The following is a 23,197-nucleotide window of genomic DNA, read 5'->3' as shown; positions in this document are numbered from 1 at the left end:
GTTGATCAAATGGCTAGACAACTGTTATTTATGAAAGCAATCAATGAAGCGCTGGATCAGGCAATGGCAAAAGATGACACCGTAATCCTTCTGGGAGAAGATATTGCTGGCGGTGTAACAATCAAGCACTTGGAAGAAGAAAACGAAGATGCTTGGGGTGGTGTAATGGGTGTGACCAAAGGGCTTATGCCAAAATATGGTCGAGAGCGGGTAATTGACACTCCAATTTCTGAGCACGGATACGTGTCAGCTTCTGTTGGAATGGCTCTGACTGGCTTGCGGCCAGTACCGGAGCTGATGTTCAATGACTTTATCGGTTTCTGCTTTGACGCCATTCTGGGGCAAGGCTCAAAAATGCGCTATATGTTTGGCGGTAAGGCCAAGGTTCCGATGACAATGCGGACCATGCATGGGGCAGGAGCTTCGGCTGCAGCTCAACACTCGGGTTCATATTACGGTCTCTTTGGATCCATTCCTGGTATAAAGGTAGTTGTTCCAGCAACTCCGTATGATGCTAAAGGGTTACTGCTGGCTTCCATTGAAGACGACAATATCGTGATTTATTCAGAAGATAAGACTCTCTATGGTATCAAGGGAGAGGTACCAGAAGAATATTATACAGTTCCAATTGGAAAGGCTGCTGTCCGCCGTGAAGGAACAGACCTCACTATCGTTACTATCGGTAAAATGCTTTATGTTGCTTATGAGGTAGCGGATCGCTTGGAAAAAGATGGTGTTTCGGTCGAAGTGATTGACTTGAGAACAGTAGCTCCTTGGGATGAGGAGACTGTCTTTGAATCAGTCAAGAAAACTGGACGGCTGATTATCGTTGATGAATCCAACCCTCATAATAACACAGCGACGGATATTGCAGCTGTAGTGACTGATAAATGCTTTGATTATCTTGATGGCCCGGTAAAATGCGTCTGCGCGCCAAATGTGCCGGTACCATTTGCAGTGAATTTGGAACAGCTTTATATCCCTAACGCTGATAAGGTTCTGACTGTTGCAGCAGAATTGATTGACGATCTGAAGAGATAGAAGGGAGGCAAGTATGGCTACAGAAATTGTAATGCCTAAGCTAGGCTTAACAATGACCGAAGGTCTGATAAATAACTGGCTGGTCAAGGAAGGCGACACCGTAGCTGCTGGTCAGCCTGTCTTGGAAATCAGTTCTGAAAAATTGACCAGCGATGTAGAGGCGCCAAGCGCAGGAGTGATTTTAAAAATTATCAGTCAGGCGGGAGATACTGTCCCTTGCAAGAAAGTAATTGCTTGGATTGGCGAAGCAGGAGAATCTATTCCAGGTATGGAGACAGAAGAAGCCTCTGCGAATAAGTCAGAAAGTGAAAAGGGGGCAGCTGATGCAGGGTCTGAACTAGCTGAAAAAACAGTGGCAGCAAGTTCCAACACTGTCGGAAAAAATGAAAAAGGACGTATTTTCATCACTCCGCTGGCCCGCAAGATTGCTAAGGAAAAAGGGTATGATATTTCCATGATTTCAGGAACGGGAGGCAAGGGCCGCATTACCCGACGGGATGTGGAAAACTATAAACCAGAGGCGCTTCCAAACCAAACACCTGAAAATAGCTCTGCGATCCTTCAGCCGGCTAGTCAGGCTGACTATGGCGCAGGATTGACAGGTATGCGTAAGACTATTGCAGAGCGGATGATGACCAGTCTGCAAGCATCTGCTCAGGTCGCCTTGCACCGTAAGGTGGATATTAGTCAGCTGATGGCCTTTAGACAGGATATGAAGGATAAGGTGGCTTCTCCACTAGAAAACGGAGAAATCAGCATCACGACCCTGCTTACAAAGGCTGTTGCCAAGGCGTTGAAAGATCACCCTCAGCTCAACGCCTGGTATTTCAATGGTCAATATCAGGAAGTAGAAGATATTCATATTGGTATCGCGACGGCACTAAGTGATGGTTTGGTGGTTCCGGTCATTCGTCACGTGGATAAGCTAACGCTGGCTGACTTGGGCTTAGCTATCAAAACAGAGGCCACCCAAGCTCGTAAAGGCACTTTAGATCCAGCTCTTTACTCAGGTTCAACCTTCAGTATTACCAATCTCGGGGCAGCAGGGATTGAGTATTTCACTCCTATCTTAAATACACCAGAAGTGGCGATTTTAGGAGTTGGTGCCCTGCAAACGGCGCTGGCTCTAGACAGCCAAGGACAGGTCTGTGAGCAGAAATTCCTGCCGCTCAGTTTGACTTTCGACCATCAAGTCGTAGATGGTCAGCCCGCAGCGGAGTTTCTAGCCAGTCTAGCGGACAAATTGGAGTCTCCTTACGATTTGGTTTTCTGATAAAAGAATGAATAAAGAATTTCATTCCTAAATGATAAAGAAAAAGGCCAGCTGTTTATATCACTCATTAACAGTTGGCCTTTATGTATTCTATCATCCTCTTGCTTCAAATTTATAATGTTTAGATAAGGAAATGACAGGATAATAGGGAGTAAGTTCTAAGGCTCTAAGTAGGTGAATAAAGCTGCAGTATAAGATAAATTGAATGACGATAATGGGAGAAAAATATCAGTGAGGTAGAATATGAAGGTTGCCAAAACACTAGTCTTAGAATATCTAGAGCAAGAATTACTAAAGAATAATAAGCAAGGTCTTGAAACGAAAGTAATTGCTGCTGCTTTAGGAATGCAACGCTCAAATGTGAGCACTATTTTGAATCAATTGGTAAAAGAAGGGATACTCGTTAAAGGAAATACACGGCCAGTTCAATACAAGTTAAAAGAGGTATTTGTAGAAAATCCTTTGGATTTTCCAAGCATTATAGGTGAAAATGGCAGTTTGCGAACAGCCATCCAGTTAGCACAGGCAGCTATTTTATACCCAAATTATGCTCTTCCTGTACTCATTTTATCCGAGATTGGTGCTGGTAGAACTCACTTCGTTAATAAAATGATAGCGTTTGCTATTCAAAATCAGGCGATTAGTAAACCTCAGTTGTTTGAAAAAATTAACTGCTTAGACTATATTGATGTTCTGGATGATTTGCTGAAGTTGTTATTTGGCTCAGAGGGGACGAAGTCTGTATTTGAGAAAGTGGCAGAAGGAATTTTATTTATAGATAACATACAGGTTCTATCTTCGGCGGATCAAAATAGATTGATTTCCTGGCTGAATCACAGAGAAGGAGAACAAAAGAGACGTCAGAAGAAAGGTTTGGTAATTATCGGAAGTAGCGCTAAGCTATCTGAACATTTATCCAATAAACTTCCTGTTGTAATCCAGCTGCCTTCTTATCCGAATCGACCGATTAGTGAAAAGCTAGAGTTACTAAATTACTTTTTAGCTATCGAATCAAAGAATTCTGCGCATGATATTCAAGTACCGCGTGATGTCATTCATTCCTTCATCCTATCAGCGAATATTAGCAATATAAAAGAATTAGAATATGCAGTTCGAACTGCTTGTGCCAATGCTTTTGTAAGAAGTCTGAGGTCGGAGCTAAAAGATTTAACACTTTGTAATGACGATTTACCCATTCCTTATCAAGGAATTCGGCATTTAGGTAGTCATAATGTAGTTAAAATCGATGAATTGATTGGCAAACGTAAGGTGCTGATTTATGATAAGGAGTTGGGATTGCTGGATTTTCCAGAGCAAGAGTCGGATGATTTATATAACAAAATTAAATCAGAATATTCTCAGTTATCAGAAAGAGGCATTGAGCAGGATGATGTTTTTGAGGCAGTGAGAAACTATATTCAAAGCTATATTGAATACAAACCTTTTGTTGAGAAAGAAGATGAGTTAGAAAATCTTAATCAGCTTGAGACGATTGTTTCTGCTGAAGTGATTCAGTTGGTACAAGCTTTTGTTCTATCTGTTCAAAAAGAACTCAATATAGAGCTTAATTCGACGGCATATTACGGTATCAGTCTTCATATCAATGCGATGATTAAGCAGAAAGGATCGTTGAATCGGCAATTGGATAATGATGCTATTGTGAAAGTGATTCGGGATTATCCAATAGAGTATGCACAATGTTCTAAATTTGCCAGGCAGCTAGAAACAAGATTTCAACTAGCTGTTCCAATAGATGAAATCGTCATCCTAACCATGTTTATTATTGAATCCGAAAAGAAACAAGATAGTCTACGACCTATCTTGCTCTATGTCCTGCACGGTAAAGGGGTTGCCAAGTCCTTGGCTGAGTCAACCAAGATGTTGACCAAAAATAGCCAAGTGTATGGCTTTGATATTCTATTAGAAGAATCTCTAGAGGAAAGCTATCGAAAATTAAAAGAGAGAATTGAGGGGCTAGACCAAGGTTTAGGTGTCATCGTCCTCTATGATATGGGATCAATTAAAGAAATGCTGGATAAAATTCGAGAAGAAACTCTGATTAAAATCAGAGAATTTGAAATTCCTATTACTATGATTGGCATGGGGATTGCACGGCGCTGTTTGATAGAAAATGATATTGACAGTGTCTTTCACGCTTTTCATATGGAAATGAATCAGCTTTATAAAAATCGGGACCAAGAAAAAATCATCATTACACTCTGTTATACCAGCGAAGGCGGTTCTCTTCAGCTCAAGCACTATCTTGATCAGTATTCAAAACTGGGTTACCGTGTCATTGCTTTGTCAGTTGCTAATAAGGAGATGTTGATTGAGGAAGTGATGGCCTTAAGAAAGACCTATCAAGTTCATGCTTTTGTTGGAACTTTCGACCCTCAAATTATGGGTATCCCTTTCATTTCCATTAAAGATGTTTTTGAGCAGCCCAAGGAGCACTTAGATAAATTATTGATGTTTGTACCGACCTCTGTCAATAGCTACGATTATGAGAAAGTTTACCAATTTTTAGAAGAGCAATTTGTCTATACTTCCTTAGCTAAGATTAAAAAGATTCTTCCTGCTATTTTAGATGAATTTGATTTTTATTATCAGCTGACAGAGGAGCAAACAATAGGTTTGTTTGTTCATATTGCGTGTCTAGTGGAGCGGACCCTTTCAGGAGAATGCCTGAAGAAGAGCAGTAAAGAAATTGCTGGTGTTATCGAAAAATTCCCTGATGATTATAAGCACATTAGGAAAATCATCCGAACAGTGGAGCGAAACTTTAAGATTCTTATAGATGACGCAGAGGTCAGTGTTTTAATTCAGATGCTGCGCAAATTATAAAATTGTATGTTAGAGTAGCAAACCAATAAAAAAGCACCTAACTCTCATTACCCTGTTTAGTCGGGATTTGCACTTCCGATTTCTGTGGTAATGTTGTGATTTAGATGCTTTTTTACATGCGCTCTTGCACAAGATTATGCAGCCATTTTCCTGAGAAAACACGAGGGATGCCCCAGATTGGTTTGAGAATATCTTCGCCATTTATCACAAGAAAGATTAGCCAAATGGGAGCCTGCAGACTAACCAGAGCATAGCCAAGTGGAATGCTGAAGAGCCAGACAGGTAAAACATCTAGCAGGCAGGCATAGTTGGTATCGCCTCCGCTACGTAAAATCCCGACGATTAAAACAACACTAAAAGCTTTTGGGATAAACAATAGGGCATTTAACTGAATCATCAGGATGGTTAGCTGCTCTGTCTGATTGCTTAAGTTGTAGAGTTTCAGGGCTAAGGGCATGGCCCAGATGAGTAGGATGCTGACGATGAGCCCGATGAGAGGTAATAGAAGTAAGAAGCGCTTGGCATCTTGTAAGGCTTTTTCTATTTGATTCTCTCCGATGGTATTGCCTAGCATAACAGCTACGGCATTTCCTGCACCGCGTACAAAGACAAAACCAATTTGGGCAATGGCGCTAGCAATCTGGGTGGAGGCCACCACTTCAGTACCTAATAGTCCGATAATAGCCAAGCCAATTGATGTTCCAAGAGACCAGGCGCCTTCATTGAAGACGACTGGCAAGGTTTTTTTCAAAAATTGATAAATAAAGTCTTTGTGGAAGGCAAAGAGTTCAGCTATACTAGCGGCTCCAGCCATCCTTGTTCGATAGACACCAAATACTAACCAGCAAAGCTCCAGCAATCGAGCAATAAAGGTAGCAATAGCAGCACCAACCAGTCCAAGTTTAGGAAATCCAATCAGTCCAAAAATAAGGACGGCATTGCCAATGATATTGGTCGCCATGGATAGGAGACTTGCAAGAGTTGGTAAGAAAACTTCGTTACTACAGCGACACATGGTGGCCAAGGAGGTTGTGATAGCTGTCATCAGGTAGGTCCAGGAGACGATAGATAGGTACTGGGCACCCAACTGAATAGCTTCGGTATCATGGATATAAAAGCCAATCAGTTGCTTGGGAAAGAGTAAAGCGACTAAGGTAAAGGAAACGGAGATGATTCCACTCAGCATATAGACTAATCCCAAGGTTTTTCTCATATCAGCAATTCGCTGGGCTCCCCAGTATTGGGCTATGAAGACAGAAGCTCCGCTACCAATACCAAACTGTACAATAGTCAAGAGGAAGAAAATCTGGTTGGCAGCGCCAGCAGCTGCGATTTGTTTTTCCCCTAGCTGGCCAATCATGACAACATCAGCTAGATTGACAGCGCTGGCCAGTAGAAATTGAAGAGAAAACGGTAGGCTGAGACGTAAGAATTGTTTCAGAAATGTTTTCTTTTCACTCACTGTCTCACCTCCCTTCGTTTCAAATAGGATAAGCAATCAGTATGTCCAGTAAGCCGATGTCTAGAAAGTATCTGTTCTTTTTGAATTGGATGATTCTGATTCCTCATAAACTTCGCTCTTTCTACTTGATAGCTTGAAATAAGCCTCAAGTTTAGTGATAATAGGCAATTTGATCAACAAAAATTTGACAATCTTTGTCAGCTTCTGTTTGAACCTCTACATTCTTCAATTCCTTTTCAGGATAAGGGTTTTGAATAGGAAATGCGAAGAAAGTTTGTTGATCTTTTTGATAAGGTTTGGTGCTAAGCGAGACTTCAAATAATTGCTCATCTACTTTATAGATAGGTTCACCAGGTAAAGGGTTGGTATTGGTAGTCCGATCCCATTCAACACTTGTTTTGCCAATATTTTCTCCAAAGATAATGGGAACAGTGAACTCGGTTTGATCAGTATAGGTTAGTAGGATATTTCCGATTTGATAGGTTTCCATTTCAGGGAAGACGCCATCCACAAACCATTGGTATTCCACAAAATAGTCTGTAGTATAGCCAACTTCAATCCAGCTGGGATGCGCCAGTGCTTCAAGACTGCGCGTGTGGTTTTGCAGGTCGGGATAGTGGTAATGGAAGAGATAAGATAAGGTTTTATCACGGATAGTCGCATAGTCTTCATCACGATAGTCATGATTCCAAAACATCTCGTAAGCATAGGCCAAGCCGAAGAAAATGACATTTCTCTGCAGGATTACCTCATTTAAGGTGCTCCAGTTGGAGATGATAGCTCCCTTGCTCCCCTTCTTCAAGTGCTCAGCCCAATGTGGAAAGAGATAGCCTTCAAAATTACCATAACGGATGTTAAAGCCTTCTTCCAAGACTTCATCTTCCAGTTTTTCATCCAAACTCCAGAGCCAATGGAGAATCTCGACATCTTTGGGAATCTGGTGAATGGCCTGCCAGGTTGCCGGCATGATGCCAACTTTTTTGCCTGTATCTTTTTTGAACTGAGGAGTATACATGATGATTTCTGCTCCACCAAAAGGCCCCGCATCAGGAACGATAGCATTTTTCAGTAACTTGTCTCCCCAAATCATGGTTCGGACATTTTTCTGCTTGAGGTGGTCATAAATCTTGATAATGTCCTCTGCAAAGATATCAGCTCCAGCCTTCCCTTTGCAACGCTCACACATGGCAATTGAATAGTATTCATCATGCCCGATATTGATTACTTCAGGTTCAAAGACCTCAATGATTTCATCCAGAACATCAAAGAGGAGTTCATAAGAGGCAGGATTTGATGGGCAGTAAGTGTCCGGATGAGGATCTTCAGGGATTTCAGCGATTTCAGGGTGGCCAAGCATCAGGTAGTCACAGTGGCCAAGAGAGGGTACCTCAGGAATCACTTCAAAAAATCGTTCCTTACAGTAGAGGACCAGATCTTTCACATCATTTTGACTTAGAAACTCCCCGTCACCATTCTCCATGTGAATGGCATTCTTGTACCAAGGGAAGGTATAGTCTTGGATTTCTTTGGTCTTGCCAGAGTATTCAGCCATATCAGCACAATATTTAATCCACTCTTGATTAATTTCAGGGTGTTTTTTATATTCCATAGCACCGCCGATTTCAATCATGAGGGTATTGTACTTGAAGAAAGCGAGCATATCCACAAATCGCTTGAAGAAATCCATATTCTTACGAGACGGTAAAAAGACCTTGAGGCCACGCTCGGAACAGACGGGTTCGTCGTAGGCCAAGCCATAATGTAAGTAGCCATCCTGCAACATTTGGATAATTGAAATTGCCCCATAAAATAAGCCACGCTGGGATAAGGCATAAACGAAAATGCCGTCTTGAGCAACCTTTACGATGTGCGCTTCAGGGTTGGATGGATAGGGAAGTGAAAAGGACTGCATGACCTCTTGTCCGACTTCTCGGGAAATCCCTTCTATGAAATGAATGGCAGGGAAAGCCAGCTGGCCATCATTTCTTACTTTTGGATGAGCCAGTAAAGTGTCGGTCAAAATAGGAAGTGGACTAAATATTTGAGTTTCTTTAGTGAAATAGCGACCGTTGTTTTCTTGTTTCCAATATTGAGGTGTGATGCCTTGTTTCATAATCTACTCCTTGAACTATCTGAATATCTGCGAGTCATAAAAAATCTGGGCGCAGAAAAGAAGGTATGGATCGGATTTGCTTTTTACTGAGTTTTCACTTTTCTAGCCTTCTCAATTTCCCCTTGAATCTTATAAAGATTTTCCGAAAGGCGACCAAAGTAGAGAAGCTCTCCCATCCACTTGATAAGCTTGCTTTTTGAATTTTTTGTCAATTTATTTTGTTCTTGCTCTAGCGTAACCTCAAGCCCTTTTGAGCAAAGCTTGGTCTTGTAGGAAGTAATCGTTTTTTCACTGTGGGACGAGATTTGAATGACGTAGGTTTCATGGCGACGATAGTCCAGAATCTCATAATCAGTCTTGGTATAGACATTGTCTGACAATTTTGAGTAACGAAGTCCTTTCTTTAACCTATCTATCTTTTTTGTTTGATTGTCAGTTTGATTGATTTGATTCAGAAACTCGCTTTCCAAGAAGTCATAAAATTCATCTGAAGTGACTTGGAGTTCTCTAATAATCTTCATAAATTAAGTATATAATAAGCCTTTGAGGAAAGTAACCCCCTAGGGAAAAAGAGACGGATTTTAATTGAATTTTATACTCTTTAGCTTTGTATTATACATTATCATAAAAAACGATTAATTTTTATACACTAATTTTACGATAGGTTCTAAAATATATTAAAGGAACTATTTAAAAATAACAGAGTACCTGAGGTAAAGCACGTAAGAAACTATTGCTTTAAATTTTTTATAATAAATTGAGTATGAATGGCATTTGAAAATGGATACACTAAGCTAGAAAACTGTATATTAAGACAATATAAACGCTTTTGACAGTAGAATAGAGCTATAGTAAACTTTGGGTAAGAAGTCAAATTGAAAGGAGGAATTTGTATGGAAGAATGGAATAGTTCAGCGGAGATTATTGCCATGTCCTTAATTGCTAATTCTGGTGCAGCCCGATCCTTAGCTTTTGAAGCACTTAAAAAAGCAAAACTAGCAGAATTCGATGCAGCTAAGGAATTAATGGATGAGGCAAATAGTGTTATTTTAAAGGCCCATCATTCCCAAACAGATTTATTGCAGGAAGAAGCACAAGGAAACGGTCATCAGTTGAGTATACTGCTTGTTCATGCGCAAGACCATTTTATGACCAGTCTTTTGGCCATTGACCTTATCACTGAGATGATTGAGCTGTATTCCAATCTAGAAGGAGAAAGACAATGAAAATCTTATTAATATGTGCAGCTGGTATGTCCACGAGCATCCTGATGAAAAAAATGGAGCAATATGCAAATGACCAAGGTATTGACCTCGATATCAAAGCGGTCGGATTGATGGACTATCAAGATTATGCTCAGGATTATGATGTGATTTTATTAGGCCCTCAGGTCTCTTATAAACTTGATTCGGTCAAAGAGACAGTATCAAAACCTGTTGCTACCATTCCAGCCATGGATTATGCAATGGGAGATTGTAAGAATATCTTTCAATTAATTAAAGCAATATCTTAAGGAGGTTTTTCTAATGGAAAAATTCTTTAACAGTAAATTTATGACCAAACTTCAGGAAATTGGTTATAAACTGGCCAACAATGTGTTTATACAGTCTTTACAAGCTGGATTAGGATCTCTCTTGGGATTGATTACCGTGGGTTCCTTATTTCAAGTTTTAGCTGCAATTGGAAACGAAACAGCTCTAGGTTGGTTCAAAACAGGGGATGCAGTGTATAATACATTGACCTTGCCTTTCCGCTATTCAATGGATTTTATCTCTATCTGGGTTGCTATCTTCTTTGCTTATCATTATGCTAAGAATTTGAAATTAAAATCCCCTATTATGGCCGCGGTTGATACAGCAGTTACTTTCATGCTGGTAGCAGGAGCTTTTGTTGATACTGAAGAATTCTCCGGTCTGCAATTAGACTATCTCGGCTCACAAGGTATGTTTATCAGCTTCTTTATTGTCTTTGTAGTCGTACAGATTGAAAAATTCTGTTATGAAAAAGATATTAAAATAAAGATGCCCGATGTTGTGCCGCAGTTCTTGCAAGATAGTTTCGGCTCTATTCTGCCGGTATTCTTCTCCATCACTCTCTTCCTCTTGCTGAATGTTGGAATTGGAGCCTTGACAGCAGGAGCTTATAATGTTCCGTCTGGTTTTATGGCTCTCTTGCGTGCACCGCTTGGCGCTGTATCATCTGTTCCAGGTATTGTGATGCTTTGTATGTTAGCGCTGATTCTTTGGTGCTTCGGTATTCATGGTACCCTCATCATTATTCCACTCATTTCTCCGCTTGGGATTCAAGCGGCAACAACCAATGCTGCTCTTCATGCGAACGGTCAGCCAATGCAATTCTTCCCAGTCTTACTCTACACTTCCATGGCTTTAGTTGGTGGTACAGGGAATACCTGGGCCCTGGTCCTGATGGGCTTACGATCAAAATCTAAACAAATCAGTGCCGTATCAAAGATTTCACTCATTCCTGGGTGGTTTGGTATCAATGAGCCAGTAACATTTGGTATGCCAATTATGTTCAACCCAATTCTTTGTATCCCTTATGTACTCAATGTGCCTATTATGATGATTTTGACTTATTTTGCTTACAAAACAGGCTTTATCATTCCAGCTTGGATTGTTGTCAGCGCTCAGTTGCCAATGGGCTTTAGTAACTATCTAACCACCCTTCGTTGGCAAAACTTTGTTTGGGACTATATCTTGATTTTACCAGCTATGTTAATCTACTATCCATTCTTCAAGAAATACGAAGAGCAATTGGTTAAGCAAGAAGCTGAAATGGAAACTCTAGAAGCCAAAGGAGGTGCAGCAGCTTGATTGATGTGACAAAATTTTCCAGAGACTTTCTCTGGGGATCGGCTTCAGCAGCCTATCAAGTTGAAGGAGCTTGGGATGAAGATGGTAAGAGTCTGTCTATCTGGGACACCTTTGTCCGCCAGCCTAATAGGACCTTTAAAAACACGACAGGCGATGTGGCAGTGGACCATTATCATCACTACAAAGAAGATGTTAAACTGATGGCCGAAATGGGCCTAAAAGCTTATCGATTTTCTATTGCATGGACCCGTATTTTACCTGAGGGACGAGGAGAGGTTAACCAGAAAGGGATTGAGTTTTATTCAAATCTGATTGATGAACTTCTCAAATATAATATCGAACCCATTATCACAATCTATCACTGGGATTTGCCTCAAGTACTGCAAGATGAGTATGGAGGCTGGGAATCCAGAAAGATAATCAATGATTTCCTGTGTTATGTAGAGGTTCTCTTTGAAAACTTTGGAGATCGAGTAAAGTATTGGATAGGACTTAACGAGCAAAATGTCTTTGTTGGACTCGGCTACAGAGATGGCTATTTCCCACCAGGGATTAAAGACATCAAGCGAATGCATCAAGTCAATCACATTGTCAACTTAGCTAATGCGACGATTATCAAACGATTCCATGATTTAAAAATAAAAGGTCAAATCGGTCCAAGTTTCGCCTTTCCTGTCCTTTATGCTCTGGATAATCGGCCAGAGAATGTCCTAGCCATGGAGAAATCTTTGGATGTCAATGTTTGGTATTGGATGGATGCTTATTTATTGGGACGATATCCAAGGACTGCTCTAGCATATTTGAAAAATCAATTCGGTATAGAATTAGATATCCGAGAAGGAGATTTAGATATTTTAAAAGCAGGCCGTCCAGATTTCATAGGCGTCAACTATTACCAATCCCATACTTTTGCTGCTAATGTACCGAATGCTGAGGCTGGAGAGCTGGACCAGTTTAAGCATGTGCCAAATGAACACTTAGAGCGTACTAGCTGGGAGTGGGAAATAGATCCAATTGGTTTGCGAATTGCTTTACGGCGGATTACCAGTAGATATGACATCCCGATTATGATAACTGAAAATGGGCTAGGAGAGTATGATACCTTAACGGAAGATAGAAAGATCCAAGACCCATATCGGATTGAATATCTTGATAAGCATATTACAGCTGTACAAAATGCCATAGAAGATGGTTGCCAAGTCATCGGCTATTGTACATGGTCTTTCACAGATTTACTTTCATGGCTCAACGGCTATGGCAAGCGTTATGGATTTGTTTATGTAGACCGTGATGAGGAAGAAGGTGGTAGTCTAGAGCGGATTCGAAAAGATAGTTTTTACTGGTATCAAAAATTAATTAAAGAATTTGAAAATAAAAGAGATAACAGTAGGAGTCATTCATAGAAAAAAGCCAGTAGTTTATATCTCCATAAACTACTGGTTTTTCTTTTTTTATTTTTCTCGCATTTGACCTTGTGGGAAGTAGGTTCCTTCTGGCATGTCGTTAATGATGACATGGACAGCAGACTGAGGTGCGCCTGTATTTCTGACAACAGCTTCAGTTACTTCCTTGGCGAGAGCTTTTTTCTGCTCCAGAGTACGACCTTCAAATAAATCAATTCTAACAAATGGCATATTTTCTGCCTCCTTTATTTCGTTATTATTATTTTATCACAAATGAGGTTTTAAAGAATAGTGAATTATGGTAAAATAATGTGAAGTAAAAATGGAGATAGTGAATTAGCAAAGATTTAAATTATGGCTCAGTTATACTACAAATATGGCACGATGAATTCGGGCAAGACCATTGAAATTTTGAAAGTGGCCCACAATTATGAAGAACAAGGCAAGAGCGTCGTCATCATGACCTCGGCTATCGATACAAGAGACGGCTTTGGGGTTGTTTCCAGTCGCATCGGCATGAAGCGAAATGCAATAGCTATTGAAGACCAGACAGATATTTATGGCTATATCCAGCAGTTGCCTGAAAAACCTTATTGTGTTTTAATCGATGAAGCTCAGTTCTTGAAACGCCATCATGTCTATGATTTAGCTAGAGTGGTGGATGAGCTGGATGTTCCGGTGATGGCTTTTGGTCTGAAAAATGACTTTCGCAATGAACTTTTTGAAGGCTCCAAGCACCTCTTACTCTTGGCTGACAAGATTGAGGAAATTAAAACCATTTGCCAATATTGTTCTCGTAAAGCCACCATGGTTTTACGGACTGATAACGGAAAGCCGGTTTACGACGGAGAGCAGATTAAAATTGGCGGCCACGAGACCTATATCTCAGTCTGCCGCAGGCACTATTTTAACCCCGATATTAAGTAATTCGATGTTAGAAATAAAGGAGATGATGAAAAATCTATGAACATCTATGAACAGTTACAAGCGGTGGAAGATCGCTACGAAGAACTTGGTGAACTCCTAAGCGACCCTGATGTAGTTAGTGATACCAAGCGTTTTATGGAGCTTTCTAAGGAAGAAGCCAGCACCCGCGATACAGTGACGGCATACCGCGAGTACAAAAAAGTCCTGCAAAACATCACAGACGCTGAAGAAATGATTAAAGACGCCTCTGGTGATGCGGACTTGGAGGAAATGGCCAAGCAGGAGCTCAAGGATGCTAAGGCTGAAAAAGAAGAATACGAGGAAAAACTAAAAATCCTCCTTTTGCCTAAGGATCCAAATGATGATAAGAATATCATTTTGGAAATCCGTGGTGCTGCGGGAGGGGACGAAGCGCAGTTGTTTGCAGGAGACCTCTTGCAGATGTATCAAAAATATGCTGAGAGCCAGGGCTGGCGCTTTGAAGTCATGGAAGCATCTTACAATGGTGTAGGTGGGATCAAAGAAGTGGTCGCTATGGTCTCAGGCCAGTCGGTCTACTCAAAGCTTAAGTATGAATCTGGCGCTCATCGCGTACAGCGGGTTCCAGTGACCGAGAGCCAGGGTCGCGTTCATACCTCAACGGCAACTGTCTTGGTGATGCCAGAAATCGAAGAAGTAGAATACGACATTGATCCTAAAGATTTGCGGGTGGACATCTACCATGCTTCAGGTGCCGGCGGACAGAACGTCAATAAGGTTGCGACTGCTGTTCGTATCGTTCACTTGCCTACCAATATCAAGGTCGAAATGCAGGAAGAGCGTACCCAGCAGAAGAACAGGGATAAGGCTATGAAAATCATCCGAGCTCGCGTGGCAGACCACTTTGCTCAAATTGCTCAAGATGAGCAAGATGCAGAGCGCAAGTCAACGATTGGTACTGGCGATCGCTCGGAGCGGATTCGCACCTATAATTTCCCGCAAAACCGGGTGACAGACCACCGTATCGGATTGACTCTGCAAAAGCTGGACACGATTTTAGCTGGGAAATTAGATGAAGTCGTTGACGCTCTGGTTCTATATGACCAAACGCAAAAACTAGAAGAGCTGAATAAATAATGACATTGGCTCAATATTTGGCGGAGCTAGAGCAGGAGTTAGTAGCAGCGGGAGAAGAAGCAGAAAGCCTGTCTTTCGTTTATCGAGCTCTCAATAAGCTCTCCTTTACCGACTTTGTTCTCAAACTTCGGACAGAAGTCAGCCAGGAAGACCGTAAACAGCTAAAAGCAATTCAAGAGCAGCTGCTTGCCCATAAGCCGGCTCAGTATATCATTGGCAGCAGTGACTTTCTAGGTTTGAGTCTCAAGGTTGATGAGCGTGTGTTGATTCCAAGGCCTGAGACGGAGGAGCTGGTGGAGCTGATTTTGTCAGAAAATCCCGAAAGCTCTCTGTCTGTCTTGGATATTGGAACAGGTAGCGGAGCCATTGCTCTTGCACTAGCAAACAGCCGTCCAGACTGGAAGATTACTGCTTCTGATTTGTCAAATGATGCTCTTGCCTTGGCGGCAGAAAACGCTCAGTTCTGTAATCTTAGTCTTACTTTTGTCCAATCCGATTGCTTTGAAGCAATCAGTGGGAGCTTTGACATCATCGTTTCCAATCCGCCCTATATTTCAGAAGCGGATAAAGACGAAGTTGGACTTAATGTTCTGACCTCAGAGCCTCACATGGCCCTTTTTGCTGAGGAAGATGGCTATGCCGTCTATCGGAAAATAGCAGGGCAGGCAGAGGACTATTTGACAGAAAAAGGAAAAATCTATCTGGAAATTGGTTACAAGCAAGGAGACGGCGTCGCGGAGTTGCTGAAACAATCCTTCCCGCACAAACGAATTCGAATCCTGAAAGATCAATTTGGCAAAGATAGAATGGTGGCGATGGACAATGGATAAGATAGAAAATACTCTGGCAGCAGGCGGAGCGGTCGTCCTGCCGACAGAAACTGTTTATGGCCTCTTTGCCCAAGCTTTGAATCAAGAGGCGGTTGAACGAGTCTACGAATTAAAACGAAGACCTCGTAACAAGGCTCTCAATCTCAATGTGGCTAGCTTGGAAGAGATTTATGCTTTTTCTAAGAACCAGCCCTGCTATCTAGAGCAGCTCTATCAAGCCTTTCTGCCTGGGCCTTTGACTATTATCCTTCAAGCCAATGACCGAGTGCCAGCTTGGATAAACTCAGCTATGGAAACCGTGGGTTTTCGGATTCCTAATCATCCAGTTACCCTGGACTTGATTCGGAAGTACGGTCCCTTGATTGGTCCATCCGCCAATCTTTCTGGAAAAGCTAGTGGAACTTCTTTCCAGCAGATTATGATGGATTTTCAAGAAGAGATCTCAGGTGTAGAAGATGATGCATCTTTGACAGGTCAGGATTCAACTATTCTAGACTTGTCTGGAGAAAAAGCTCTTATTCTACGCCAGGGAGCAATTACTCGCGAGGATATTCTCGCCCAAGTAAATGATATAAAATTTTAACTTTTAGGACCTAAGGTCCTATTTTCGCAAAAGAAGGGAGACACCTTATGATTTTTGACCAAGAAGACTACAAAGCATTTGACCCAGAGATTTGGCAAGCAGTTGCTAAAGAAGAAGAACGTCAGCAACATAATATTGAGTTAATCGCTTCAGAAAATGTCGTTTCGAAAGCTGTCATGGCCGCTCAAGGTTCTATTTTGACCAATAAATATGCCGAAGGTTATCCAGGTCGCCGTTACTATGGTGGGACAGATGTAGTGGATGTGATTGAGAGTCTGGCAATTGAACGCGCCAAGGAAATTTTTGGTGCCAAGTTTGCTAATGTTCAGCCTCACTCAGGCAGCCAGGCAAATTGCGCAGCTTATATGGCTTTGATTGAGCCAGGTGATACAGTTATGGGTATGGATTTGTCTGCAGGTGGTCACTTGACACACGGTGCATCAGTCAGCTTCTCTGGGCAAACCTACAATTTTGTATCCTATAGCGTAGATTCCGAAACAGAATTACTGGACTTTGATGCCATCCTCCAGCAAGCCAAAGAGGTTCAGCCTAAGCTGATTGTGGCGGGAGCTTCAGCCTATTCTCACATCATCGACTTTTCAAGATTCCGCGAAATCGCTGATGCGGTAGGCGCTAAGCTCATGGTTGATATGGCTCACATCGCTGGTTTGGTTGCTGCAGGTCTCCACCCAAGCCCTGTACCTTATGCAGACATCACAACGACAACGACCCACAAGACCTTGCGCGGACCTCGCGGTGGATTGATTTTGACAAACGATGAAGACTTGGCTAAGAAAATTAACTCAGCTATCTTCCCAGGCATTCAAGGTGGACCATTGGAGCATGTCATTGCAGCCAAGGCTGTTGCCTTTAAAGAAGTACTGGATCCAGCTTTCAAGGTTTATGCTCAGCAGATTTTGGACAATGCCCAAGCCATGGCCCAAGTCTTCCGTCAGCATGACAAGTTCCGTGTGATTTCTGACGGTACTGAAAATCACCTTTTCTTGGTAGATGTTACTAAGGTTGTAGAAAATGGGAAAGTAGCTCAGAATCTCTTGGATGAGGTTAATATCACGCTTAATAAAAACTCCATCCCTTACGAGACTTTGTCACCATTTAAGACTAGCGGAATTCGTATCGGTACAGCAGCCATTGCAGCTCGAGGCTTTGGTGTAACAGAAAGCATCAAAGTAGCCGAGCTCATTATCAAGGCTCTGGAAAATGCAGAGAACGAAGCGGTGCTGAATCAAGTGCGGGCAGAAGTTCGCGAATTGACGGACGCTTTTCCACTTTATGAGGGCTTGAACTAAGATGGATATTTACGTAAAAAAAGCGATTATTCATCAATTCAGCCCAGCTGATACCGAACTGCTGCTGGCGGATAAGTTTCTCAACATTACTCCCAAGATTGAAGAATACCTGCGCAAGAAGATTGAGCGGGTCTACTCTGACGATGCTAAAACAGGTGTTTTCGATCCCGAAAACGTCTTTTTAGCCCAGCTTTCAGACGACCTACTGGAAACATCAGTGACAGTTGCCAAGCTCTGGCAGGAGGAGTTTTCTGTCAGTGAAAACCAGAAAACCAACGATCTGATTTTTGTCCAGTTTGACAAAGAAGGTGTGCAGCACTTCGCTTTTCTGCGGATTGCTCTGCGGGAAACCCTAACCCACTTAGGGGGTGAGGTGGACAATCCTATCAAACTGACGCAGAACAATCTGCCTGGCTTTGGTACAGGTGCGGACGAGGCTTTGGTTATCAATCTTAAATCTCGCAAGTACCATCTGATTGAAAAGCGCATCAAGTATAACGGTGCCTTTCTCAATTATATGTCAGACAATCTCTTGCAGGTCAATCCGACAATTTCAGCCAAGAAATCAATCAAAGCACTTGAGAAGACTGCTCAAAAAGTTGCCGAAAGTTTTAACAAAGACGATTTTCAGTTCCAGTCCAAGGTCAAATCCAGTATTTTCAAAAATCTGGAAGAAAATGACGAACTGTCGCCTGAGAAGTTGGCCGATGATCTTTTTGACAGTAATTTGACTGCCCGACTTACCTTTATTGACCAAGTCAAGGAATCTATTCCTGAGCCAGTCAAGTTTGATGAGATTGACAGCAGCCGCCAGAAGAAGAAGTTCGAAAATCAGAAACTCTCCCTTTCAAATGGAATTGAGCTCATCGTTCCTAATAATGTCTATCAGGACGCAGAGTCTGTAGAATTTATCCAGAACGACAACGGAACCTATTCTATTTTGATTAAGAACATCGAGGATATCCAAAATAAATAATGTTTAAATTTCTAAGAAGACTGATTTTAGTCCTTTTCGTGCTCTTTGCCGGCTACAAGATTTATCAGGTTCATCATGATGTTAAGCAGGTCATGAAGTATCAGACTTTGGTCAGAGAAGTGCTGGACGAGCAGGACACAGCGGCCAATGAAGAATTGGTACTGGCCATGATTTATACAGAGACCAAGGGAAAAGACACCGATGTCATGCAGTCCAGTGAAAGCGCGACTGGTCAGACCAATGCTATCACGGACAACAAAGAAAGTATTCGCCAGGGAGTTCAGACCTTGTCTGATAACCTAGAGTTAGCCAGTGAAAAAAAGGTGGATGTTTGGACAGCAGTACAAGCCTATAATTTCGGTCAGGCCTATATTGACTATGTCGCTAAAAACGGTGGCGAAAATACGTTGGAGCTGGCTAAGAAATATTCCAAAGATATAGTAGCGCCAAGCTTAGGAAATGTGACTGGCAAGACCTACGGCTATTATAATCTGATTTCTATTTTTCACGGGCCAGAACTCTATATCAACGGCGGTAATTATTATTATTCCCGTCAGGTCAAGATGAACATGCATATCATGCGCCTCTTAAAATGGTTTTAGAAAGAAGTAGTTTAGCTTCTTTCTTTTTGATGGTGAAGTAATAATCCAGATATTTGTAACCATGATAGATACATGATATAATTTTGTACATCTATCATAAAAAGGAATGAAAAATGAACAAGAAACTTGCTTTTAAGCTCCTCATTCTGGTTTTGGTGACAATTGCCGGTCTAACAGCTTTTTACAACCATAAAGAAGCCACTAGCCTCAATACAAAACAATTTGTGCAGTCAACAACGCCGACCTTGTTTTTCCACGGTTTTGGATCCAGCTCTAATGCTGAAAATCATATGACAGAGGCAGCCAAAAAAGCTGGAGTCACTCAGACAATTATCACAGCAAATGTCAGTAAAAACGGTCAAGTAAGCTTATTAGGCGAGATACCGAAAGGTGCTATCAATCCCATTATTAAGGTAAACTACGAAGATAACCGCAATGCCGACTATGCTCAAGATGGTAAGTATGCAGCTGCTGTGATTCGTAAGCTACAAGAGACTTATGGCTTTAATAAGATGAATCTGGTAGGCCATTCGATGGGGAATATGTCCATCCTCTTTTATATGCTAGAGAACGGTCAGGATGAAAATCTTCCTCAGTTGCAAAAGCAGGTCAATATTGCCAACCATGTTAATGGTCTGGAAGGAAGGGACTTGCCTGAAGATTTGACAATTCTAGACGACCAAACTGGCCAGCCTAGTGCTATGAGCCAGACTTATCAAAAACTACTGGGATTACGAGAAGTTTACCCGCAAGAACAAGTAGATGTTCTGAACATTTACGGTGATTTTAAAAACGAATCCGACGGTTCTGTCCTCAATATTTCTTCTCGCAGCCTCAAATATCTCCTAGTTGAGAATGCTAAATCTTACCAGGAAAAGAAAATTACAGGCCAGTTGGCTCAGCACAGCCAATTGCATGAGAATCCAGAAGTAGACGAATTGCTGATTGACTTCCTTTGGAAAAAGTAGAAAAGAGCAGTTACTGGCAAGCAAATCCAGTGACTGTTTTTTCTTTGAACTTCTTTGAGAAATGTTGTAAAATGTATCTATTATCTCAAGCCCTCAATGGATGAGATAATAATAACTCCATCATTGCAGCAACTTAACTGAAGCACTCTAAACATCAAAAGGAGCGAAAATCACAAGCTCAAGAAACAGAAATTAGAGGCAGTCAGATAGAAAGTTTACTGTATAAAACAGCTATAGAATTTGGGAAACTATAGCGAGGGGAAAAGAGGAAAAAATATGAAATTCAAAAAAACTTTAATGACAGCAGGAGCCTTGCTGGCTACTCTGTTTACTGTATCGACCGCAGCTGCCAATTCAAATGTTCAGAAAGTCATTGATGAGACTTACGTGCAGCCAGAGTATGTGCTGGGTTATTCCTTGGATGAAAGCCAAAAACAGCAGACCTTGCAAATGCTAGGCTACAATTCATCTAGTGACAGCAAGCCACTTAAGACCATGACACCGGAAGTCTACTCTAAAATCATGGATGTTGCCAACGACCCTAGTCTGCAGCTTTATTCTTCTGTAAAAATCCAGAAGTTAGGCGGCAACAAGCCATTAGAGGTCAAAATTGTCACTCCGCAAAACATCACTAAGGTTACAGAAGATATGTATCGCAATGCAGCTGTTACTCTGGGTGTTCAGCACGCGCAGATTACCGTTGCAGCACCAATTCCGGTAACAGGTGAGAGCGCCTTGGCAGGGATTTACTACTCTCTAGAGGATAATGGCGCGACCATTCCTCAGGAAAATAAAAATCTAGCACAGGAAGAACTGGCTGCCCTTTCTGGCATCAATGCTGAAAATACAGGTAAGGAAGGCTATGACGCAGACAAGCTCAACGTAGCCCTAGCTGATATCAAAGCGGCTGTCGCCAACGCTAAGAAGAATAACAGTAATCTGACAGCAGATGATGTCCGTAAGATTGTTGAAGAAACCTTGAAAAACTACGGTCTGACTCAGTCAGTGACCAGTGACCAAATCAACCTCATCGTGAATTTCGCTATCAATCTTTCAAACAGTGGAGTCATTACAGATTCTGACTTTACAAAGACACTTAGCGACTTGAAAGACAGCATCGTTTCAAAGGCAGGGGCTACCTTTAACAATATTAACCTCAACTTTGATGCAAACGGCCTCCTTCAAGAAGGCGGTAATTTCTTTTCTAATATCTGGAATGCCATTGTCAACTTCTTTAAAGGATTGTTCGGCGGTTAATCTCAAGACTATATAAAACAAGGCTAGGACTAAAATGTCCTAGCCTTGTTTGTTTTTACAGTTATCATTTAAAATAAGATTTGTTTGTTACTCCCACTCTACAGTTGCAGGTGGTTTGCTGGTGATATCGTAGACGATGCGATTGACATGGTCTACTTCATTAACGATACGAACAGAAATCTTTTGCAGAATATCCCAAGGAATCTTGGCAAAGTCAGCTGTCATGCCATCAATAGAAGTGATAGCGCGAATCGCAATTGTGTAGTCGTAAGTCCGGCCGTCACCCATGACCCCAACAGATCGGACGCCAGTATTAACAGTAAAGTACTGCCAAATGTCGCGGTCAAGACCAGCTTTAGCGATTTCTTCGCGGAGAATAGCATCAGATTCGCGGACAGTTTCCAATTTTTCCTCTGTGATTTCTCCCATGACACGAATAGCAAGCCCTGGGCCTGGGAATGGCTGGCGCCAGACAATTTCATCAGGCATACCAAGCTCGGTACCCAAGGCACGCACTTCGTCCTTATAAAGTGTGTTCAACGGCTCAATCAGCTCAAACTGCATGTCTTCCGGAAGACCACCAACGTTATGGTGAGACTTGATAGTCTGAGCAGTATCGGTACCAGATTCGATAACGTCTGTATAGAGCGTTCCTTGAGCTAAGAATTTCACATCTTTTAGTTTGCTGGCTTCGTCGTCAAAGACATAAACAAACTCGTTTCCGATGATTTTACGTTTTTGTTCTGGATCTGAGACACCGGCTAATTTATCAAGGAAACGTTTAGCTGCGTCAGCCTTGACGATATTCAAACCAAATTTGCCGCCAAGCATATCCATGACCTGATCAGCTTCGCCTTTACGCAAAAGGCCATGATCCACAAAGATACAGATTAGTTGATCGCCGATCGCTTTCTGCAAGAGAACACCGACGACAGAAGAGTCTACACCACCAGAAAGTCCCAACAGCACCTTCTTGTCACCAACGGTTTGGCAGATTTTTTGAATTTCCATGTCAATGAAGTTATCCATAGACCAGTCGCCTTTAGCTCCACAAATATCAAGAGCAAAGTTGCGCAGGATATCATAACCAAACTCTGAATGACGAACCTCAGGGTGGAACTGAATGCCGTAGATTTTCTTAGCTGGATTTTCAATAGCTGCAAAAGGACAGTCAGCAGAAGTACCAGTACGAACAAAGTCTGCAGGAATTTCTGTTACTGCATCTCCATGGCTCATAAGAACTAGCTGGCTTTCAGGTGTTCCGTTAAAAAGACTGGAGTTAGCAGTATGTGACAGAGTTGACTGCCCATATTCTCGATTTCCAGCATGATCAGCAGGGACAACCTTGCCGCCCAGCTTGTGAGTTAAAAGCTGCATACCATAGCAGATCCCCAAAATCGGGATGCCCAACTCGAAAATTTCTGGGTCAATATCAAAGGAGCCGTCTTCATATACAGAATTTGGACCGCCGGAAAGGATAATCCCGACAGGCTGGATAGCACGGACTTCGTCAGCAGTAATCTTGTGGCTCTTGAGCTCAGAAAAAACACCGATTTCACGAATGCGGCGTGAAATCAGCTGGTTGTACTGGCTTCCGTAATCAAGCACGATGATCTTTTCGACATCTTGCAATTCAGTTCTAGTTGTCATCTGTTCCC

21 protein-coding genes are annotated in these 23,197 nt (G+C 41.9%); 16 read left to right on the top strand and 5 right to left on the bottom strand.

Annotation, left to right across the window (positions count from 1 at the left end; all coding sequences use genetic code 11):
* The first annotated feature begins 9 nt into the window (after positions 1 to 9).
* The 3 genes from J1C91_RS06035 (at position 10) to J1C91_RS06025 (ending at position 5,158) form a co-directional block, all read left to right on the top strand.
* Positions 10 to 1,041, top strand: a complete 1,032-nt coding sequence (locus tag J1C91_RS06035) for an alpha-ketoacid dehydrogenase subunit beta (RefSeq protein WP_002915247.1) — start codon at positions 10 to 12, stop codon at positions 1,039 to 1,041.
* Between the two features lie 13 nt (positions 1,042 to 1,054).
* Positions 1,055 to 2,314, top strand: coding sequence for a dihydrolipoamide acetyltransferase family protein (locus tag J1C91_RS06030; protein ID WP_125438703.1), 1,260 nt, complete (start codon positions 1,055 to 1,057; stop codon positions 2,312 to 2,314).
* Positions 2,315 to 2,557: 243 nt separating this feature from the next.
* Positions 2,558 to 5,158: a PRD domain-containing protein gene (locus J1C91_RS06025; RefSeq protein WP_125438701.1), complete on the top strand. Its 2,601-nt coding sequence runs from the start codon at positions 2,558 to 2,560 to the stop codon at positions 5,156 to 5,158.
* Between the two features lie 112 nt (positions 5,159 to 5,270).
* Here the strand turns inward: J1C91_RS06025 and J1C91_RS06020 are convergent, their stop codons facing one another.
* From J1C91_RS06020 to J1C91_RS06010, 3 genes are all read right to left on the bottom strand, one after another.
* A complete protein-coding gene (locus tag J1C91_RS06020; RefSeq protein ID WP_185761318.1) occupies positions 5,271 to 6,656 on the bottom strand; it encodes an MATE family efflux transporter in 1,386 nt (461 codons plus the stop codon).
* A 115-nt stretch (positions 6,657 to 6,771) separates the two neighbouring features.
* A complete protein-coding gene (locus J1C91_RS06015) occupies positions 6,772 to 8,733 on the bottom strand; it encodes a family 20 glycosylhydrolase (RefSeq protein ID WP_125438697.1) in 1,962 nt (653 codons plus the stop codon).
* Between the two features lie 83 nt (positions 8,734 to 8,816).
* Positions 8,817 to 9,254, bottom strand: coding sequence for a DUF3284 domain-containing protein (locus J1C91_RS06010; RefSeq protein WP_004186946.1), 438 nt, complete (start codon positions 9,252 to 9,254; stop codon positions 8,817 to 8,819).
* A 372-nt stretch (positions 9,255 to 9,626) separates the two neighbouring features.
* Between J1C91_RS06010 and J1C91_RS06005 the strand changes: the two genes are divergently transcribed.
* From J1C91_RS06005 to J1C91_RS05990, 4 genes are read left to right on the top strand one after another with little or no spacing between them, the layout of a single operon-like run.
* Entirely contained in the window at positions 9,627 to 9,959 is a 333-nt protein-coding gene (locus tag J1C91_RS06005) for a PTS lactose/cellobiose transporter subunit IIA (protein WP_125438695.1), read from the top strand.
* Complete coding sequence (locus J1C91_RS06000; protein WP_002909758.1) at positions 9,956 to 10,246, top strand: PTS sugar transporter subunit IIB; 291 nt, start codon at positions 9,956 to 9,958, stop codon at positions 10,244 to 10,246. Before J1C91_RS06005 ends, J1C91_RS06000 begins: the two co-directional genes overlap by 4 nt.
* A gap of 13 nt (positions 10,247 to 10,259) precedes the next feature.
* The gene (locus J1C91_RS05995; protein ID WP_125438693.1) at positions 10,260 to 11,567 is read left to right on the top strand and encodes a PTS sugar transporter subunit IIC; all 1,308 of its coding nucleotides are present in this window, start codon (positions 10,260 to 10,262) and stop codon (positions 11,565 to 11,567) included.
* Positions 11,564 to 12,970: a glycoside hydrolase family 1 protein gene (locus J1C91_RS05990; protein ID WP_185761317.1), complete on the top strand. Its 1,407-nt coding sequence runs from the start codon at positions 11,564 to 11,566 to the stop codon at positions 12,968 to 12,970. Before J1C91_RS05995 ends, J1C91_RS05990 begins: the two co-directional genes overlap by 4 nt.
* Before the next feature lie 48 nt (positions 12,971 to 13,018).
* On the opposite strand, the gene J1C91_RS05985 is transcribed toward J1C91_RS05990, so the two are convergent.
* Positions 13,019 to 13,219, bottom strand: coding sequence for a 4-oxalocrotonate tautomerase (locus tag J1C91_RS05985; RefSeq protein ID WP_223310287.1), 201 nt, complete (start codon positions 13,217 to 13,219; stop codon positions 13,019 to 13,021).
* Between the two features lie 105 nt (positions 13,220 to 13,324).
* On the opposite strand from J1C91_RS05985, the gene J1C91_RS05980 reads away from it, so the two are divergent.
* The 9 genes from J1C91_RS05980 (at position 13,325) to J1C91_RS05940 (ending at position 21,539) form a co-directional block, all read left to right on the top strand.
* Positions 13,325 to 13,897 carry a thymidine kinase gene (locus J1C91_RS05980; RefSeq protein WP_125438689.1) on the top strand — a complete coding sequence of 191 codons (573 nt, stop codon included), beginning with the start codon at positions 13,325 to 13,327 and terminating at the stop codon, positions 13,895 to 13,897.
* Between the two features lie 36 nt (positions 13,898 to 13,933).
* Positions 13,934 to 15,013 carry a peptide chain release factor 1 gene (gene prfA, locus J1C91_RS05975; protein ID WP_002895522.1) on the top strand — a complete coding sequence of 360 codons (1,080 nt, stop codon included), beginning with the start codon at positions 13,934 to 13,936 and terminating at the stop codon, positions 15,011 to 15,013.
* Complete coding sequence (gene prmC / locus J1C91_RS05970) at positions 15,013 to 15,843, top strand: peptide chain release factor N(5)-glutamine methyltransferase (RefSeq protein WP_125438687.1); 831 nt, start codon at positions 15,013 to 15,015, stop codon at positions 15,841 to 15,843. Before prfA ends, prmC begins: the two co-directional genes overlap by 1 nt.
* Positions 15,836 to 16,426 (top strand): L-threonylcarbamoyladenylate synthase, encoded by a 591-nt coding sequence (locus J1C91_RS05965; RefSeq protein ID WP_125438685.1) that lies wholly within the window; start codon positions 15,836 to 15,838, stop codon positions 16,424 to 16,426. The genes prmC and J1C91_RS05965 overlap by 8 nt, the downstream gene beginning before the upstream one ends.
* Positions 16,427 to 16,473: 47 nt before the next feature.
* Entirely contained in the window at positions 16,474 to 17,736 is a 1,263-nt protein-coding gene (gene glyA / locus J1C91_RS05960) for a serine hydroxymethyltransferase (protein WP_002909752.1), read from the top strand.
* Between the two features lies 1 nt (position 17,737).
* Entirely contained in the window at positions 17,738 to 18,712 is a 975-nt protein-coding gene (locus tag J1C91_RS05955) for a nucleoid-associated protein (RefSeq protein WP_002909751.1), read from the top strand.
* Positions 18,712 to 19,314, top strand: a complete 603-nt coding sequence (locus J1C91_RS05950; RefSeq protein WP_048773437.1) for a lysozyme family protein — start codon at positions 18,712 to 18,714, stop codon at positions 19,312 to 19,314. The genes J1C91_RS05955 and J1C91_RS05950 overlap by 1 nt, the downstream gene beginning before the upstream one ends.
* A gap of 113 nt (positions 19,315 to 19,427) precedes the next feature.
* A complete protein-coding gene (locus J1C91_RS05945) occupies positions 19,428 to 20,282 on the top strand; it encodes an alpha/beta hydrolase (protein ID WP_125438683.1) in 855 nt (284 codons plus the stop codon).
* A gap of 276 nt (positions 20,283 to 20,558) precedes the next feature.
* Entirely contained in the window at positions 20,559 to 21,539 is a 981-nt protein-coding gene (locus J1C91_RS05940) for a DUF1002 domain-containing protein (RefSeq protein ID WP_125438681.1), read from the top strand.
* A gap of 87 nt (positions 21,540 to 21,626) precedes the next feature.
* Here J1C91_RS05940 and guaA read toward each other — a convergent pair whose 3' ends face one another.
* A complete protein-coding gene (gene guaA / locus J1C91_RS05935; protein ID WP_002909747.1) occupies positions 21,627 to 23,189 on the bottom strand; it encodes a glutamine-hydrolyzing GMP synthase in 1,563 nt (520 codons plus the stop codon).
* Between the last annotated feature and the right edge of the window lie 8 nt (positions 23,190 to 23,197).

Source organism: Streptococcus sanguinis (assembly GCF_050222175.1).
Classification (GTDB): Bacteria; Bacillota; Bacilli; order Lactobacillales; family Streptococcaceae; genus Streptococcus; species Streptococcus sanguinis_M.
This window is presented reverse-complemented; position numbering and strand designations above follow the sequence as displayed.

Excerpts from the sequence above, each read along its gene's own strand:
- J1C91_RS06035 (WP_002915247.1), top strand. The coding sequence starts at position 10 with ATGGCTAGACAACTGTTATTTATGAAAGCAATCAATGAAGCGCTGGAT.
- J1C91_RS06030 (WP_125438703.1), top strand. The coding sequence starts at position 1,055 with ATGGCTACAGAAATTGTAATGCCTAAGCTAGGCTTAACAATGACCGAA.
- J1C91_RS06025 (WP_125438701.1), top strand. The coding sequence starts at position 2,558 with ATGAAGGTTGCCAAAACACTAGTCTTAGAATATCTAGAGCAAGAATTA.
- J1C91_RS06015 (WP_125438697.1), bottom strand. The coding sequence starts at position 8,733 with ATGAAACAAGGCATCACACCTCAATATTGGAAACAAGAAAACAACGGT.
- J1C91_RS06010 (WP_004186946.1), bottom strand. The coding sequence starts at position 9,254 with ATGAAGATTATTAGAGAACTCCAAGTCACTTCAGATGAATTTTATGAC.
- J1C91_RS06005 (WP_125438695.1), top strand. The coding sequence starts at position 9,627 with ATGGAAGAATGGAATAGTTCAGCGGAGATTATTGCCATGTCCTTAATT.
- J1C91_RS06000 (WP_002909758.1), top strand. The coding sequence starts at position 9,956 with ATGAAAATCTTATTAATATGTGCAGCTGGTATGTCCACGAGCATCCTG.
- J1C91_RS05995 (WP_125438693.1), top strand. The coding sequence starts at position 10,260 with ATGGAAAAATTCTTTAACAGTAAATTTATGACCAAACTTCAGGAAATT.
- J1C91_RS05980 (WP_125438689.1), top strand. The coding sequence starts at position 13,325 with ATGGCTCAGTTATACTACAAATATGGCACGATGAATTCGGGCAAGACC.
- prfA (WP_002895522.1), top strand. The coding sequence starts at position 13,934 with ATGAACATCTATGAACAGTTACAAGCGGTGGAAGATCGCTACGAAGAA.
- prmC (WP_125438687.1), top strand. The coding sequence starts at position 15,013 with ATGACATTGGCTCAATATTTGGCGGAGCTAGAGCAGGAGTTAGTAGCA.
- J1C91_RS05965 (WP_125438685.1), top strand. The coding sequence starts at position 15,836 with ATGGATAAGATAGAAAATACTCTGGCAGCAGGCGGAGCGGTCGTCCTG.
- glyA (WP_002909752.1), top strand. The coding sequence starts at position 16,474 with ATGATTTTTGACCAAGAAGACTACAAAGCATTTGACCCAGAGATTTGG.
- J1C91_RS05955 (WP_002909751.1), top strand. The coding sequence starts at position 17,738 with ATGGATATTTACGTAAAAAAAGCGATTATTCATCAATTCAGCCCAGCT.
- J1C91_RS05950 (WP_048773437.1), top strand. The coding sequence starts at position 18,712 with ATGTTTAAATTTCTAAGAAGACTGATTTTAGTCCTTTTCGTGCTCTTT.
- J1C91_RS05945 (WP_125438683.1), top strand. The coding sequence starts at position 19,428 with ATGAACAAGAAACTTGCTTTTAAGCTCCTCATTCTGGTTTTGGTGACA.
- J1C91_RS05940 (WP_125438681.1), top strand. The coding sequence starts at position 20,559 with ATGAAATTCAAAAAAACTTTAATGACAGCAGGAGCCTTGCTGGCTACT.
- guaA (WP_002909747.1), bottom strand. The coding sequence starts at position 23,189 with ATGACAACTAGAACTGAATTGCAAGATGTCGAAAAGATCATCGTGCTT.